The organism is Desulfatiglans parachlorophenolica (assembly GCF_055394735.1).
The window spans coordinates 2,186,918-2,201,649 of sequence record NZ_AP042460.1; the positions used below are offsets into that span (position 1 = coordinate 2,186,918).

A 14,732-nucleotide genomic window follows, 5' to 3' on the forward strand; every position below is an offset into this window, starting at 1 on the left:
GAAAGCGAGTTTCGATGAACGGAAAACCGCAGCAGGAGACGCCCGCTCACATGCCGGATTCACCCCGTAACATCATCCTTTTCCTGTGCAGCTGGGGGCCCCACGCCGCCTTCCAGCGCCTGCAGGACGACTGCGCCCCGATCCCCGAAGGCGTCAGGATGGTGAGGATCCCCTGTACAGGGCGGATCACCAAGGCGCTCCTTTTCAAACCCTTCGAGATGGGCGCCGACGGGGTCGCCCTTGTCGGATGCCATGAGGGCACCTGCCGATACGGCAGCGGGACGAGCGCCGCCCGGGCCAATGTCCGTGACACCCGCGACATTCTGGATCTCCTCGGCCTCGGGGCCACCCGGCTCCGCCTGGGGCTTTTTCTGCCAGACGACTCCGATGGGTTGATCCGGTTTCTCCAGCAGTTTTCGGACGACATCCAGGCCATCGGGAAAAGCCCCGTCAAACCGAAGGCCCTGCCGGCGGTGCAGGGCGACCCCAGCCCGCTCCTGAACCGAGTCCTCCGGGAATACGACGTCTACGCCTGTCAGGACTGCGGGAAATGCTCCTCGGCCTGCCCCCTGACCCTGGCCGGAAAGACCTTTTCGCCGCGCGCCACAGCGAACGCGCTGATCGCGGGGCGATGGGCGGACGAGGACGTCCACCGCGACATCTGGTCCTGCCTGACTTGCGGGCTCTGCTCGGACCGCTGCCCGTCGGCCGTGAACTTTCCCGGCTTCGTCCGGGAGGTCCGCCGCATCCTCCTGGCACACGGCCTCGGAGGGCACGAGGCCCACGGCGGCTTCTTTCAATCCCTGAGCCGCACCATGACGAACCAGGACCTCCCGATCCGGCACTGGGACTGGCTTCCGGACGATATCCAGACCGATCCGCAGTGCAAGATCCTCTTCTTCGGAGGGTGCGCACCCTACTTCGACATCTTTTTCCGCACCCACCTGGGGGTTACGACCCGCGACATCCTCGTGGACAGCCTGCGGCTTCTGAATTTTTTCGACATCCGCCCCGCCCTTCTGGACGCGGAAAGGTGCTGCGGACACGACCTGTACTGGGGCGGGGATCAGGAAAACTTCCTGAGGCTCGCCCGCCTCAATGTCGAGGCCATCCGCGCCTCCGGGGCGGAGGAGGTCATCGTCGGCTGCCCGGAAGGGTATCGGACTTTGGCCCATGATTACCCCGCCAACGACATCGAGACGCCCTTCAGGATCACCCTGCTGATGGATTTCCTGGAGCGTGAAATCGACAAGGGAGCGGTCGGGTTCAAACGGCTCAACCGGAGCCTCACCTTTCAAGATCCCTGCCGCCTGAGCCGCTTCGAGAAAAAGAGTCCGCTCCCGCGCAAGCTGATCGGACGTCTGAACTCGGCCGGGTTCGAAGAGATGCAGGACCGCGGCGGAGGCGCCATCTGCTGCGGCAACACCGCCTGGACAGGCTGCGATGCCTTCAGCAAGGCCCTCCAGGTCCATCGCCTGAGACAGGCCCGTGCCACCGGGACCGACCTCCTGGTGACGGCCTGTCCGAAGTGCCAGATCCATCTCCGCTGCGCGATGCAGGATCCTTTCCTGAGCGAAGCGTTGGAGATGGAGACCGTGGATCTGACGACGCTTCTGGCCCGTACCATCCAGTGGGAATGAGCGGCCTTCGAGCCCCGGACGCAAGGCCCGGGAACTATGCACGCAGCACATGCCTGAAACATGACAAGGACAGCCCAGAAAATGGAAAACATCCTGGAAGCACGAACGAAGGAAGCGCCCGGAGTTGAGCCACGCATCGGCGTCTACGTCTGCCACTGCGGCCTCAACATCGCCCAGACGGTGGACTGCGCGCAGGTGGCCGAGACGGCGGCTGCATGGGACGGTGTGGTCCTCGCCAAGGACATCCCCTACGCCTGCTCGGAGCCCGGGCAGCAACAGATCAAAACCGACATCCTCGAAAACGGCCTTGACCGCCTGGTGGTGGCATCCTGCTCCCCCAGGCTCCACGAACCCACCTTCCGGCAGATGCTTCAATCGATCGGGATCAACCCCTACCTGCTCGAGATGGCGAATCTCCGGGAGCAGTGCAGCTGGGTCCACATGGGCGATGGGCCGGCGGCTACCGCAAAGGCGATGGACCTCGTCAAAATGGCCGTCGCGCGCGTGCGCGAACTCCAGCCGCTGACGGAGGAAACGCTGCCGCTGACCAAGCGGGCGCTCGTCATCGGCGGCGGCATCGCCGGCATCCAGACGGCACTCGACCTGGCCGACAACGATTTCGACGTGGTCCTGGTCGAAAAGCGCGGCTCGGTCGGGGGGACCATGGCGCAGCTCGACAAGACCTTCCCGACCATGGACTGCTCCATCTGAATCCTCGGTCCGAAGATGACGGATGTCGGTCGACATCCCCGGATCACCCTCCACACCCTCAGTGAAGTCGTCGAGGTCAAAGGCTCCGTCGGGAACTTCGATGTCAAGATCCTGAAAAAGGCCCGCTACGTCGACGAGAAGGAGTGCACCGCCTGCGGCGACTGCGCCAAGGTCTGCCCGGTAGTCCGCCCGGACGAGTTCAACCTCGGGCTCTCCTCCCGCAAGGCGATCTACTCGCCCTTTCCGCAGGCCGTCCCGTCGGCTTACATGATCAATGCCAACGAATGCCTGGGGCACAACCCGGCCGTATGCGCCAAGTGTGTGGAGGCCTGCGCCAAGCACTGCATCGATTTCCGCATGTCGGACGAAGAGCGCGTCGAGCGTGTGGGGGCCATCGTCGTGGCCACCGGTCTCGAGGTCTACGACCCCACGGAGATGGACGAATACGGGTACACCCGCTTTGAAAACGTATTGACGAGCCTCGAATTCGAGCGGCTCGTCAACGCCGGCGGTCCGACCCGGGGCGAACTGATCCGACCCACGGACAGGCGGCATCCGAAGACGATCGGCTTCATCCAGTGCGTGGGCTCCCGCTCCCTCAACAAAGGCGCCGAATACTGCTCCAACATCTGCTGTATGAACACGATCAAGAGCACGCTTCTCATCAAGGAGCACGACCCCGAGGTGGAGGTCAAGGTCTTCTACATCGATATACGCGCCTTTGGCAAAGGGTTCGAAGACCTCTACCGGCGCAGCCGGCGCCTGGGCGTACAGTACATCCGCGGGCTCCCCGGGACCGTGGAGGAAACCGATGACCGGAGCCTCCACGTGGCGGTCGAGAACACCGCGACGAGTCGGCTCGAGGTCCACGAACTCGACATGCTGGTCCTGGCCGTGGGTGTGAAACCCGCTCCCAGTACCCAGCGCCTTCAGGAAATGCTCGGGCTGCAGCTGACCCCGGACGGCTTCTTCCTGGAGGCACACCCGAAGCTTCAGCCTGTGGACGCCGCCACCCGCGGCGTCTTTTACGCAGGCTGCGCCGAGGGGCCCAAAGACATCAAGGAGAGCGTCACGCAGGCATCGGCTGCAGCCGCGCGGGCGATCCGCCTCATGCACCGGGGTGAGATCACGACCGAGCCCATCACCTCGGTCATCCTGGCCGAACAGTGCAAGGCCTGCGGCCGCTGTGCAGAGGTCTGCCCCTACAACGCCATAACGGTGGACCCAAAAAAGAAGACCCCGGCCGTGGTCAATACGGCGGCCTGCGCCGGCTGCGGCACCTGCGCTGCGGAATGCCCCTTTGACGCCATCACTATGAACCATTACAGCGACCGGCAGATCACGACCCAGATCGACACCCTGCTCGAGGCCGAACCCTCCGGCAAGATCCTGGTCTTTGCCTGCAACTGGTGCTCTTATGCCGGCGCGGATTATGCCGGGGTCTCGCGGCTCCAGTACCCGCCCAACGTCAGGCTGATCCGCACCATGTGTTCGGGCCGTGTGGACGAGGATTTCGTCTGGCGCGGTTTTCGAGCCGGTGCTCCGGTGATCCTCGTCAGCGGTTGTCATATCGGAGATTGTCATTATATTGATGCCAACCACTGGACGTTGAAACGGATCGAGAAAGTCCACAAAAAGATGGCCCGTCTGGGCATCCGCCCTGAGAGGCTCCAGCTCGAGTGGATCAGCGCTGCAGAGGGGATCCGGTTCGCCGAGGTGATGCGCCGGATGGAAACGCTGCGGCAAACCGTCACCACCGAAGAGATCAGCGCGACCATCGAACTCCTCAGCAAGCCGCGCGGCAAAGACCCTTCCGGGTCCCCGCCGCCCCAATAAGCGGGTCTGTTATCAACCCATATCCAACTCATAACCCTTTTGAGATTTTTTGCTGAAAGGTCTGCCAGCGATATGATTTCCCTCACATGCCAGGAAACCCCAATCAGTTCCTCCGCCCTCGCAGAGGCGATTCGAAAGGACATGACTCCAAATCTCCTACGCCGCCTGGTCCAGGTCAATCTTCCGTTCCGCCTCTTTATCGATGGCTACGGCGAGCGCTTCCTCGAACAGGGCCTCAACCCCGAGGTCGGGCTCGATGCCGCCGTGCTCGACCGCTTTCAGCCGGGCGATTGCCTGCCCCTGGTAAAAAGGCTGCACGAAGCCGGCCGCACGATCACCCTGCACGCCCCCTTCACCGATCTATCACCCGGCTCACCGGACGAGCAGATCCGGAGCGTCACCCGCCGCCGTTTCAGGCAACTCCTCGAGTGGGTGGCGGTCTTCGAGCCGAGGACGCTCGTCGCCCACACGAATTACGATGTCACGCGCTACGGCCCCTTCAAGTGGGGCTGGCTCAAAAGAAGCGTCTCCTTCTGGAGGGCTCTGGCCGACAGGCTGAAAGAGACATCCACCCGCCTCGTGCTTGAAAACGTCTATGAATGGACGCCTGAAAACATGAAACACATCTTCGAAGCCATCGATCACCCCGAGATCGGTTTCTGCCTCGATACCGGGCATCAGGCGGCATTCGGCCGTGCCCCCCTCGAACACTGGGTGGACGTCATGGCCCCTTTTATCAGACAGCTTCACCTTCACGACAATGACGGCCGGACCGACCAGCATCTCGCGATCGGAGCCGGCAGCATCGACTTTCCGGCCTTTTTCAAACAGATGTCCGCGCTGTTCCCCGCACCGCCGGTGATCACCCTCGAGCCCCACCGCGAAGGCGACCTCGAACCGGCCCTGGAGGCCCTCAGCGCCCTGTGGCCCTGGTGAGGGGAACCCGCCCCCGTAACTCCGCGGACATTGAATCTGGCCGGTGCATCTGTTAGACTGGTTTCCATCCGGAAACACCCTTTTTCTCGATAGTCTAAGGCTCAGGTGCGACCCGAAGGGGCAGTTCGCGTTCGGCCGATCCCGTCGCCCATGCGCAGCGTCGCGCGTGCGACGTCCCGCAAACCGCCTCCGCCCGATCGTATGAACCTTCCGATCCAGGCCCCTTGGGAATGCACCCCGCAAGGATGGGGCCTGGCAGACACGGACTGCAGAAGACATCTTCAACTCCGGATTGGAGACCTCAACGTTCTGGAGATCGAGGAGATAGACGAACCATGCCGGAAAGTGAAACCGCCACCGCTGCAACGACCTGGATGGAGCACCCATTTCCGAAATCCACTCCAATGGTCGAAAAAGTGAAACGCCTCCAGGAAATCGTGAACCCTGAGGACAGCCTCGCCATCCTGATCAACGCCGACCCGGATGCGATGTCGGCCGCCATGGCCCTCAAGCGTTTTTTCTGGCGGAAGGCGCGCAAGATCCGGGTCTTCCACGTCAATGCGATCCAGCGGCCCGACAACCTGGCGATGGTCAAGCTGCTCAAGATCGATCAGCGGCACATCCGGCGCCTCAAGGTCTCCGAATTCACCCGATGGGCGATCGTCGATTCACAGCCCCATCACCACGAGGCCTTCGGAACGCGGAATTTCGACATCATCATCGATCATCATCTGCACTGTGAGGGTTGCAAAGCGCGATTTATGGATATCCGCGAAGCCTACGGTGCGACGGCCACCATGATGACGGAATATCTGCGGGCTGCAAAGATCAAACCTTCACCGCGGCTCGCTACCGCCCTCTTTTACGGCATCAAGAACGACACGGCCAACTTCATCCGGGACTCCCTGCCGAACGACCTCAACGCCTTCCGCTACCTCTACCCCTTCGCGAATCTGAATATCGTCAAGAAGATCGAATCCTCGGAGATGACCAAAAAGATCCTCTCGAGTTACAAAATGGCCCTGGACAAGGTCATCATCACCAATAACAAGGCCTATGTCCATATGGGGACCGTCAGCAATCCAGACACCCTGGTCATCATCGCCGATTTTTTCATGCGCCTTGCCGAAGTCACCTGGAGTTTCGCCTCCGGCATCTACCAGGACAAGGTCATCGTCATCCTCCGCAACGCGGGCTTCCGGGCCGATGCCGGCAAGACCGCCCAGCGGGTTTTCGGCCATCTGGGGGCATCGGCCGGCGGGCATCGCTCGGCAGCCCGAGCCGAAATCCCGCTCGAGCACATCGTCAAGGAGGCCAAGGGGGTCAAACAGGTGGAGCGGTTCATCCTCAAACTTCTGAAGGGCTCGAAGTAGACTCGAGGGAGCAGGGGGAAAGCATTGGCGACTTATACGGCGCATATCGACCATACCCTTATCGAACGGGTCGAACATCTCATCAGCATCAAGGATGAGGACAGCCTCCGCAGACTGATCGACGAAATGCGTCCGGCCGATGCCGCCGACCTGGTCGAGCACCTCGAGCCCGAGGGGCGTCTGTTCATCTTCAACCTCCTCGAACCCCAGGACGCCGGCGAGGTCCTGATCGAGATGGAGTCGCCGGCCCAGGATCTTCTACTCCGGGACCTGGATGACCAGACCATCTCGGAGATCGTTCAGGAACTCGATTCGGATGACGCCGCCGACCTGGTGGGGGACCTCCCCGAAGACAGGGCCCGAAGCATCATCGAGGCCGTCGAAAACGACGTCTCCGATGACCTGGCGAAGCTCCTGCCCTATCCGGAAGATACGGCCGGCGGCATCATGGCACTCGAATTCATCGCCGTCCGGGCCGATCTCACCGTGCAGGATGCCATCGATTCCATCCGCCAACGCCGGGAAGAGGTCGAAAATCTCTATTTTCTGTGGGTGGTGGATGATTTCGACCGACTGGTAGGGGTCGTATCCCTGAAAGACCTCGTGATCGAACCGCCCAACCGCAAGATCAGCGACATCATGAACACGGAGGTCATCTCGGTCCACACATGGACCGACCAGGAGGAGGTAGCACGCCTCGTCACCAAATACGATCTCGTCAGCATCCCGGTCGTGGACGACTATCACCGGCTGGTGGGACGCATCACTCATGACGATATCATCGATGTCATCGAGGAGGAGATGGACGAAGACATCGCGCGCATGGCCGGCGTCATGACTCAGGAGATCGCTGAGGAATCGAGCCTCAAGATATCCCGGGCAAGACTCCCCTGGCTCATTGCCGGTGTCTTTGGAGGCATCCTGGCCGCGGCCGTCATCAACCAGTTCGAGACATCCCTCGAGCAGATCATCGCCCTCTCCTTTTTCTTCCCCGTGATCATGGCCATGGGCGGCAACACTGGCACGCAGGCGGCGACCGTGGTGGTGCGCGGCCTCGCCACAGGCGACATCAGCATGGTCTCCATTCACAAAAGGCTGCTCATGGAACTGCGCGTCGCCCTTATCAACGGGGTCATCTGCGGCGCCCTGGTCGGTTCGATCGTCGCCGTGTGGCTTTCGGATATCCGTCTGGGCTCTGTCGTGGCCCTTGCCGCCTGCCTGATCGTCCTGAACTCCGGATTCATCGGCTCGGCGGTACCCTTCGCCTTGAAAAAATTCAATATCGACCCGGCGCTGGCCACCGGCCCCTTCGTCACCACCTCGAACGACATCCTGAGCCTCCTGGTCTACCTGGGCCTCGTCAGTCTTTATCTCGAGATCAGCGGGGTCGGACCAAACTAACCACCTGTACAAATTAGAAAAATACCTTTTTTTACATGATTTTATTGGCTTAAATGGACCATTTCCGCCACAAAAGACCTGTTCTAAGCAAAGTGGATTGCCATTCAAAACTTCAGCGAAAACCCTGTGTCAAGATAGTTTCCAATTCGGAAATGGTCTTTTTTGCCAATCTCGGCATCAATCTGCACGTTTGCTTGTGCGGCGACCTACAGGTCGCCTCCGCGCAAACACTTGATTTCCTTGATATTGACAAAAAATCCTCATTTCCGGATGGAAACTGAGTTGTACCGGGAAATCATTTCCGGATGGACACAAAATAGTTGTCACCTACCGAAAACCAAAACATTTGGAGCACTTCGTTTATTCAAAAAGCCAAAATTTGGTATTGTGCAATGGAGATGCAGTCAACGCGAGACCAACCACAAGATTTTGTCAAAGGGTAACAAGATGGTGGGAAAGTGCAATTCAAGTCGCCTAAGAATGCCATTTTGATCCCTAAAAATCCTCTTCTAAGGCAGAAAAATACGGCTTCTCGGCTATATATTAATTTAATTTCAAATATATAGCTTGGTCCGACCCCATTTATGATTTTATTTGCTTAAATGAACTATTTCCGCTAGAAATTTTTTTGACCAACGGGGATTGCCATTCGGGACTCCTTTGAAAACCAACGTAGTCGAAGCCTTTCGATTACTCAAAGGATCAAAATCAGGTATCGCCCCGAGGAGATGCGGTTCAAACAAGACCAACCGGAGAATTTCTTGGAGAATCTTTTCAGCGGCTGACAAGATAACCCAAGAGTGTCGTACATATCGCCTGGAAAGGCCATTTTATCCCCGAAAACCCCTTTCTAAGGCTGGAAAATACGGCTTTTTGGCATGTTATTACTGTAATTGCAGATAGATAGGTTGGTCCGACCCCATTCAAATAGGAGACGCTCTTGGATACGAAACATATGGTCCTTTTTCCTCACTGCCTGCTGGCCGAGGCCGACCTCGAATCCGTGCTCACGGCCTGCGAGAGCCTTACGGCCGGGATACCCTGGTACATGGAGCCGCCCCGCATCGGGGATCCGGCCCTCATGAAACGGCTGAAGTACGTTTCCCCACCCGAAGAACTCAGGCCGGAGGGGGATTTCAGCGCAGTCCTCGCCGAGTACCAAACCTGGATCGGAGACCATCCGGATCGGGGGTATCAGAGCTTCATCAAGGCCTATCTGGCACGAAACGACGAAAACCCCCCGCCATGGCTGATCCGCCAGGAGATCCGGAGCGGGAGCGAGACCGCTTCATCCTCGCGTTCGGCTGCGCTCCGGTGGCACCTGATCCTGCACATGTCCACCCGGGTCGAGTTGAACGGCAGGGAAGCCGAGGCGCTTCTCGATGAGGCCGAGGGCCGCGGCCCCCTGCTGGCCGACGTCCTCGAGGAAGCGCCCCCGCCGGATCCTTTTTTCAGCGAAGCGAGCCGAGGCCGGGGCTACCATTTTCTGACCCGGGAGCAGACGGCATCCGTGGTCGAAGCCTGGCTCGGGCTTTTTGGCAAGGCGGTCCCCCCGCAGTCGCCCCTTCTCACCTTGAACCCCGAGGTGCCTAACCTCGCTGAAGACCTTTGCGAGGAGCGCGGGCTCACCCTCACCATGCGGAAGGAGTCCTTTTCAGAGGGGCCGCACAGGGTCGGGGTGAGGGTCTTGGAAATCGAAAGACCGACCGAGCGCCGTGAGGGACGGGATCCTGCGTTCATCGAGGCCCTTTTCGACCGCCCCCTCATTTTTTGGGAAGGTTGAGCCTCAACCCCGTCGAAAGGGTGAGCGCCTTTGAGAGCGACTCCGCCCGGAGCCTGATCGTCCATGTTCCGCTTGAATGACTTCATCCTCTTGATGGTGGTGTTTTCCTCCATGGCGGCGGGGATCCTCGCCCCGGAGCCCTGCGCCGTCTTTCAGCCCTACCCGCTCTACCTGATGATGTTCCTCCTCTTTCTAAGTTTTCTTGCCATTCGGGTCCAAGCGGTCCTGGGAACCATCCGCGATATCCAGACCACGATCCTCTGGCTCTGCGCGGCCAAACTCGTCCTCCTGCCGCTCATCCTGTACCTGGTCTGCCGGGCCCTCTACCCGGATTACGCCCTCGCCGTGCTGCTTCTGGCAGGGGTTTCGACCGGGGTCGTAGCACCGTTCATGGCCGGACTCCTGGAAGCGGACATGCCTCTTGTCCTTGCCATGGTGGTGCTCACCTCGCCGCTCGTGCCCATCACCCTGCCCGTGCTTGTCCGATTCCTGCCGGGGCAGGAATTCCATGTCCCCTTCGGCCCGATGTTCCGGATGCTGGTTTTGACCGTCTTCATTCCCATCGCCGCCGTGGAGGTAAGCCGCCGCCTCCTGCCAGGCCTGACCGCCGCGCTCATGAAGGGACGCTTTCCGATATCCCTCCTGATTTTCGCACTGATCAACCTCGGCGTCTTTTCCAAGTACGCTGGGTTTTTCCAACAGAATCCGGGGACCCTCCTCGAAGCGACGATGGTCTCGATTCTTCTCGCTCTGGCCCTCCTCGCGGCCGGCATCCTCTCCACCTCCCGTAGGACCCTGGCCCAACAGGTGGGGGCCGCCATATCGTTCGGCAATATGAACAACGTCCTGATCATCGTCTTCGCGGCCCAGTTCTTCGGGCCTCTGGAGCCGACCCTGGCCGCCGTCTACATGATCCCCTTTTTCGGGCTTATTCTCCCCCTGCGCGCCTATGGTCGCCTGAAGGAAAAGCGTCTCAAAAGCCTTTACACCGCTCCAGAAAGACCCGCACCCCGTCCTTGAAGAACCCCGCGCCTCATCCCCACCCCTCTTCGCTGAGAAGCCCTTTGCAGCACTCCCTGACATAACAACGCACGAATCCACAGCGCCCTTTCAGACGCCCGACCGGTTTCCAGCGCGGCAGAGGCTTCTGCCCTTCGAAGGGGCGAGATACGTTTCGATGATGTCTGGCGAGATGCGGGGCTCAGGTCCCTCAGTTGGATTGCTTTATTGAATGAGCGTGGGTAATATAAGACATCAAATCGATTCTGCTGCAAGGAGACCCGCCATGCAACCCGAGTTCATCCAGGCCCGCGACCTGCCGGATGCCTGGTTCCAATGCGTGTATCGCCTGCTCGAAAAAGGGCACGAATATACCATCGACCGCGGAAGTTATGAAGGACAAAAACGGCTCGAATTCGACTACATCACGGTCCACATCCGATTTCCCGGCGCACGGCCGCTCGTCCCGGACATCCCCCCGTCCTTCGGCATCCCGAACCCGGTGGCGGAAGGCTATCTCGAGAGCTACCTCCCGTACCTCATGACGTCCGTAAAGCAGCCCGGCGAGGATTACACCTACGGATCCTATCTGGAAAAACAGATCCAGGAGGTCATCCGCATGTACCGGGAAAACGGCTTCGGCACCAATCAGGCCTACATGACGGTGGGAAACCCGGAGGCTATCCTGCTCAAGGACCCGCCCTGCCTGCGCGGCATCGACACCCGGGTCCGAGACGGAAGGCTCCATTTCATGGTCTACTTCCGATCCTGGGACCTCTGGAACGGGTTCCCGGCCAACCTCGGGGCCATCCAGCTCCTGAAGGAATACATGGCCGGGGAGATCGGCGTCGATGACGGCGAGATCATCGCCGCCAGCAAGGGCCTCCACCTCTATGACTACGTCTGGGAACTCGCCAAACTGCGCACGATGTGCCCCAACCCTCAAGCCTTCACCAGAGGGGAATGCCAAACCCATGATTGAGATCTCAGGAATGGACAACCGCGAAGCGGAGACCTGCGCCGAGGCCCTGGGCATCCAGCCGTATCGTGCAAGACAGGTGCGTCAATGGATCTTCAAGCGCCTCGCACACAGCTTCGACGAGATGACCAGCCTGCCGAAGGATTTGCGTGCGCGCCTGGCCGGCGAATGCAGGCTCTCGAGCCTCGAAGCAGTCGACCTCCAAGTCTCCGAGGACAGCACCCGCAAGTACCTCTTCAGGCTCGATGACGGCTTTTTCATCGAATCGGTCCTGATCCCCGAGCGCGACCACTGGACCCTGTGCATCTCTTCCCAGGCGGGGTGCGCCATGGGCTGCCGCTTCTGCCTCACCGCGCGGCAGGGATTCCGCAGGAATCTCTCGCCGGCGGAGATCGTAGATCAAGTCCTCGAGGTCAAGCGGGCGATGGACGAACCGGACGAGCTCACGAACCTGGTGCTGATGGGGATGGGAGAGCCCCTGGCCAACTACGAAAACGTCAAAAAGGCCGTCGGTATCCTGACGGCTGATGACGGTCTCAACCTCTCGCAGCGCAAGGTGACCTTATCGACCTGCGGCCTCGTCCCCGTCATGCGCCGACTCGGGCGCGAGATAATCGTCAACCTGGCCGTGTCCCTCAACGCCGCCGACCCGGAGACCCGCGATTTCCTGATGCCCGTCAACCGGCGCTATCCCCTTCCCGAACTCCTTGCGGCCTGCCGCGAGTTCCCCCTGCCGAACCGGAGGATGATCACCTTCGAATACATCCTCATCGAAGGGGTCAACGATTCGGACCGGGACGCAGAGCGCTTGACGACCCTCCTTCGCGGCATACGGGCCAAGATCAACCTGATTCCGCTCAACCCACACCCGGGCTCGCCCTTCAAGCCCCCCGAGATGGAAAGGATCCTGCGCTTCCAGGAGATCCTCATCCAGCGCCACTACACAGCGATCATCCGCAAGAGCAAGGGGCAGGATATCCTGGCCGCCTGCGGGCAGTTGAGCGGGCGGCAGAATGAGGACGAACCCCGGTCCGCCTGGAACCCCGCGGGGATGAAAGGCTCCGAACCTTCTGCCTGAGCTTCCACTTCGGCAACCGATTTTTTACGCGGGTGTTCCTTGCCGAAAATCCTCTCATTCCGGTCAGCGACAAGGGGTACGTCCAGGAAAGAACTCAAGCCCGGCGGCACCCGGCCAAGGCCCGGGCCGGCCAGCCGGATCCACCCTCCACCATGCGCGCGGGGAAACGGCTCTTTCAGGCTGGCGGCGAAATACGGGTTGCACCGGGGGCTCTATCAATGTTATTCTTCTTCTTTGATATCCGGTCGGAAACCGTTCTCGAGCGCCCGAAGACTTCCACCACGGAAACGCTCCCGACACCGACGGCGTTTCCCGGCCCGCCGGTCTCCATCAGGCTCCTGTACGGCTGAAAAACGCCCCCTGCGGGAGCCCCCCGGTCGAGCGGCCTTGCGGTTCGTTTCCACAGGCGCCATCGCCTCAGGTTGACGAACAACCGGTCCAGTCTTTGCGCGAATCACCTAAGGTGATTACGGGGCCCCGCCGGATGAAAACCCGATACCAAAGGACCCGCTATGACAATCAAACTGAATTTCTCGAAGGGAAACGGCCTCCTTCCCGCCATCGCCCAGGATCACCGCTCGGGCAAGGTCCTGATGCTGGCCTATATCAACCAGCAATCCTGGGAAATGACCCTCAAGACGGGGGAGGTCCATTATTGGAGCCGCTCGCGCCAGGAACTCTGGCACAAAGGCGGCACCTCCGGACATGTCCAGAAGGTGAAGGAGATCTACGCGGACTGCGACAGCGATGCGGTCCTCTTCCGCGTGGAACAGGTCGGGGGCGCCGCGTGCCACACCGGCTACGACACCTGCTTCCATCAACAGGTTGACACGCTCGGCAACGTCACCATCGTTGGGAAAAAGATATTCGATCCTGAAAAGGTATATGGAAAATGAACACGCTGAAGCTCGGCATCCCCAAGGGGAGCCTCCAGAATGCAACGATCAATCTGTTCGAGAAATCGGGGTGGAAGATCAATGTGAACGACCGCAGCTACTTCCCCGACATCAATGACGAAACCATCGCCTGCAGCATCTGCCGCGCGCAGGAGATGTCCCGCTACGTCGAAAGCGGTACCATCGACGCCGGGCTGACCGGCAAGGACTGGATCGAAGAAAACGAATCCGACGTCGAGGTCGTGGACGATCTGGTCTATTCCAAGGTCAGCGCCAACCCCGCCCGATGGGTTCTGGCCGTCCCGGCCGACTCGGACATCCGCCGGCTCGAAGACCTCGAGGGAAAAAAGATCGCCACCGAACTCGTCAACTTCACCCGCCGTTTCTTCGAACAGCGCGGGATCGACGTCAAGGTCTCCTTCTCCTGGGGCGCCACCGAGGCGAAGGTCGTATCGGGTCTCGCCGACGCGATCGTCGAAGTCACCGAGACCGGCTCCACGATCCGCGCCCACGGACTGAAGATCATCCACGAACTCATGCAGACCAACACGCAACTCATCGCCAACCGGGAGGCCTATGCGGATCCCTGGAAACGCGCCAAGATCGAGCAGATCATCCTGCTCCTCAAGGGCGCTCTCCGGGCCGAACACCTGGTCGGTCTCAAGATGAACCTGCCGCTGGACAAGAAGGAGGCCATCATCGCCCTTCTGCCCAGCTTGAACGCCCCGACCATCGCCGGGCTCTACAACACCGACTGGGTCTCGGTCGAAACAGTGGTGGACACCCGCACCGTGCGGGATCTCATCCCCCGACTGATGCAGGCGGGCGCTCAGGGGATCATCGAATACAACCTGAACAAGGTCATCTGAGGGCTTCATACATAGCCCCCTCCGCAGGGAATAGGGGAAAACCCGATGGGAAAAGCGCTTTCCGCTCTCGGCGGCGGAGGCCGGAAAAGGCTGAGGGCCTCGAGCGGGCTGCAGAAGCCCACGGCCGACTGGGGCCCGACACCCGGGAGAAGCGAATGAGCTGCTCCGAAAGGCTGCAGCACTCGGAGGCGAACCCCGAAGCAGGCTGCGGATTCCCACCGGAAGACGCGG

General features: G+C 60.4%; 12 protein-coding genes. All 12 read left to right on the forward strand.

Annotated elements, in window-relative coordinates; translation table 11 throughout:
* Positions 1-14 precede the first annotated feature (14 nt).
* On the forward strand, positions 15-1,640 hold the full coding sequence (locus ACZ500_RS10195; protein ID WP_464232385.1) for a hydrogenase iron-sulfur subunit: 1,626 nt from the start codon (positions 15-17) through the stop codon (positions 1,638-1,640).
* Between the two features lie 81 nt (positions 1,641-1,721).
* Positions 1,722-4,187 carry a CoB-CoM heterodisulfide reductase HdrA2 gene (gene hdrA2 / locus ACZ500_RS10200; protein WP_464232386.1) on the forward strand — a complete coding sequence of 822 codons (2,466 nt, stop codon included), beginning with the start codon at positions 1,722-1,724 and terminating at the stop codon, positions 4,185-4,187.
* A 141-nt stretch (positions 4,188-4,328) separates the two neighbouring features.
* Positions 4,329-5,123, forward strand: a complete 795-nt coding sequence (locus tag ACZ500_RS10205) for a sugar phosphate isomerase/epimerase family protein (RefSeq protein WP_464232387.1) — start codon at positions 4,329-4,331, stop codon at positions 5,121-5,123.
* 335 nt (positions 5,124-5,458) lie between these two features.
* Positions 5,459-6,496: a DHH family phosphoesterase gene (locus ACZ500_RS10210; RefSeq protein ID WP_464232388.1), complete on the forward strand. Its 1,038-nt coding sequence runs from the start codon at positions 5,459-5,461 to the stop codon at positions 6,494-6,496.
* A gap of 24 nt (positions 6,497-6,520) precedes the next feature.
* Positions 6,521-7,897 (forward strand): magnesium transporter, encoded by a 1,377-nt coding sequence (gene mgtE / locus ACZ500_RS10215; RefSeq protein WP_464232389.1) that lies wholly within the window; start codon positions 6,521-6,523, stop codon positions 7,895-7,897.
* A 152-nt stretch (positions 7,898-8,049) separates the two neighbouring features.
* Complete coding sequence (locus ACZ500_RS10220; protein WP_464232390.1) at positions 8,050-8,178, forward strand: hypothetical protein; 129 nt, start codon at positions 8,050-8,052, stop codon at positions 8,176-8,178.
* Positions 8,179-8,837: 659 nt separating this feature from the next.
* Complete coding sequence (locus ACZ500_RS10225) at positions 8,838-9,680, forward strand: hypothetical protein (protein WP_464232391.1); 843 nt, start codon at positions 8,838-8,840, stop codon at positions 9,678-9,680.
* A 63-nt stretch (positions 9,681-9,743) separates the two neighbouring features.
* Positions 9,744-10,700, forward strand: a complete 957-nt coding sequence (locus ACZ500_RS10230; protein WP_464232392.1) for a bile acid:sodium symporter family protein — start codon at positions 9,744-9,746, stop codon at positions 10,698-10,700.
* A 265-nt stretch (positions 10,701-10,965) separates the two neighbouring features.
* Complete coding sequence (locus ACZ500_RS10235; RefSeq protein ID WP_464232393.1) at positions 10,966-11,661, forward strand: thymidylate synthase; 696 nt, start codon at positions 10,966-10,968, stop codon at positions 11,659-11,661.
* Positions 11,654-12,736, forward strand: a complete 1,083-nt coding sequence (rlmN, locus tag ACZ500_RS10240) for a dual-specificity RNA methyltransferase RlmN (protein WP_464232394.1) — start codon at positions 11,654-11,656, stop codon at positions 12,734-12,736. The genes ACZ500_RS10235 and rlmN overlap by 8 nt, the downstream gene beginning before the upstream one ends.
* A gap of 512 nt (positions 12,737-13,248) precedes the next feature.
* Entirely contained in the window at positions 13,249-13,632 is a 384-nt protein-coding gene (hisI, locus tag ACZ500_RS10245; protein WP_464232395.1) for a phosphoribosyl-AMP cyclohydrolase, read from the forward strand.
* A complete protein-coding gene (gene hisG, locus ACZ500_RS10250) occupies positions 13,629-14,501 on the forward strand; it encodes an ATP phosphoribosyltransferase (RefSeq protein WP_464232396.1) in 873 nt (290 codons plus the stop codon). Before hisI ends, hisG begins: the two co-directional genes overlap by 4 nt.
* The last annotated feature ends 231 nt before the right edge of the window (positions 14,502-14,732 follow it).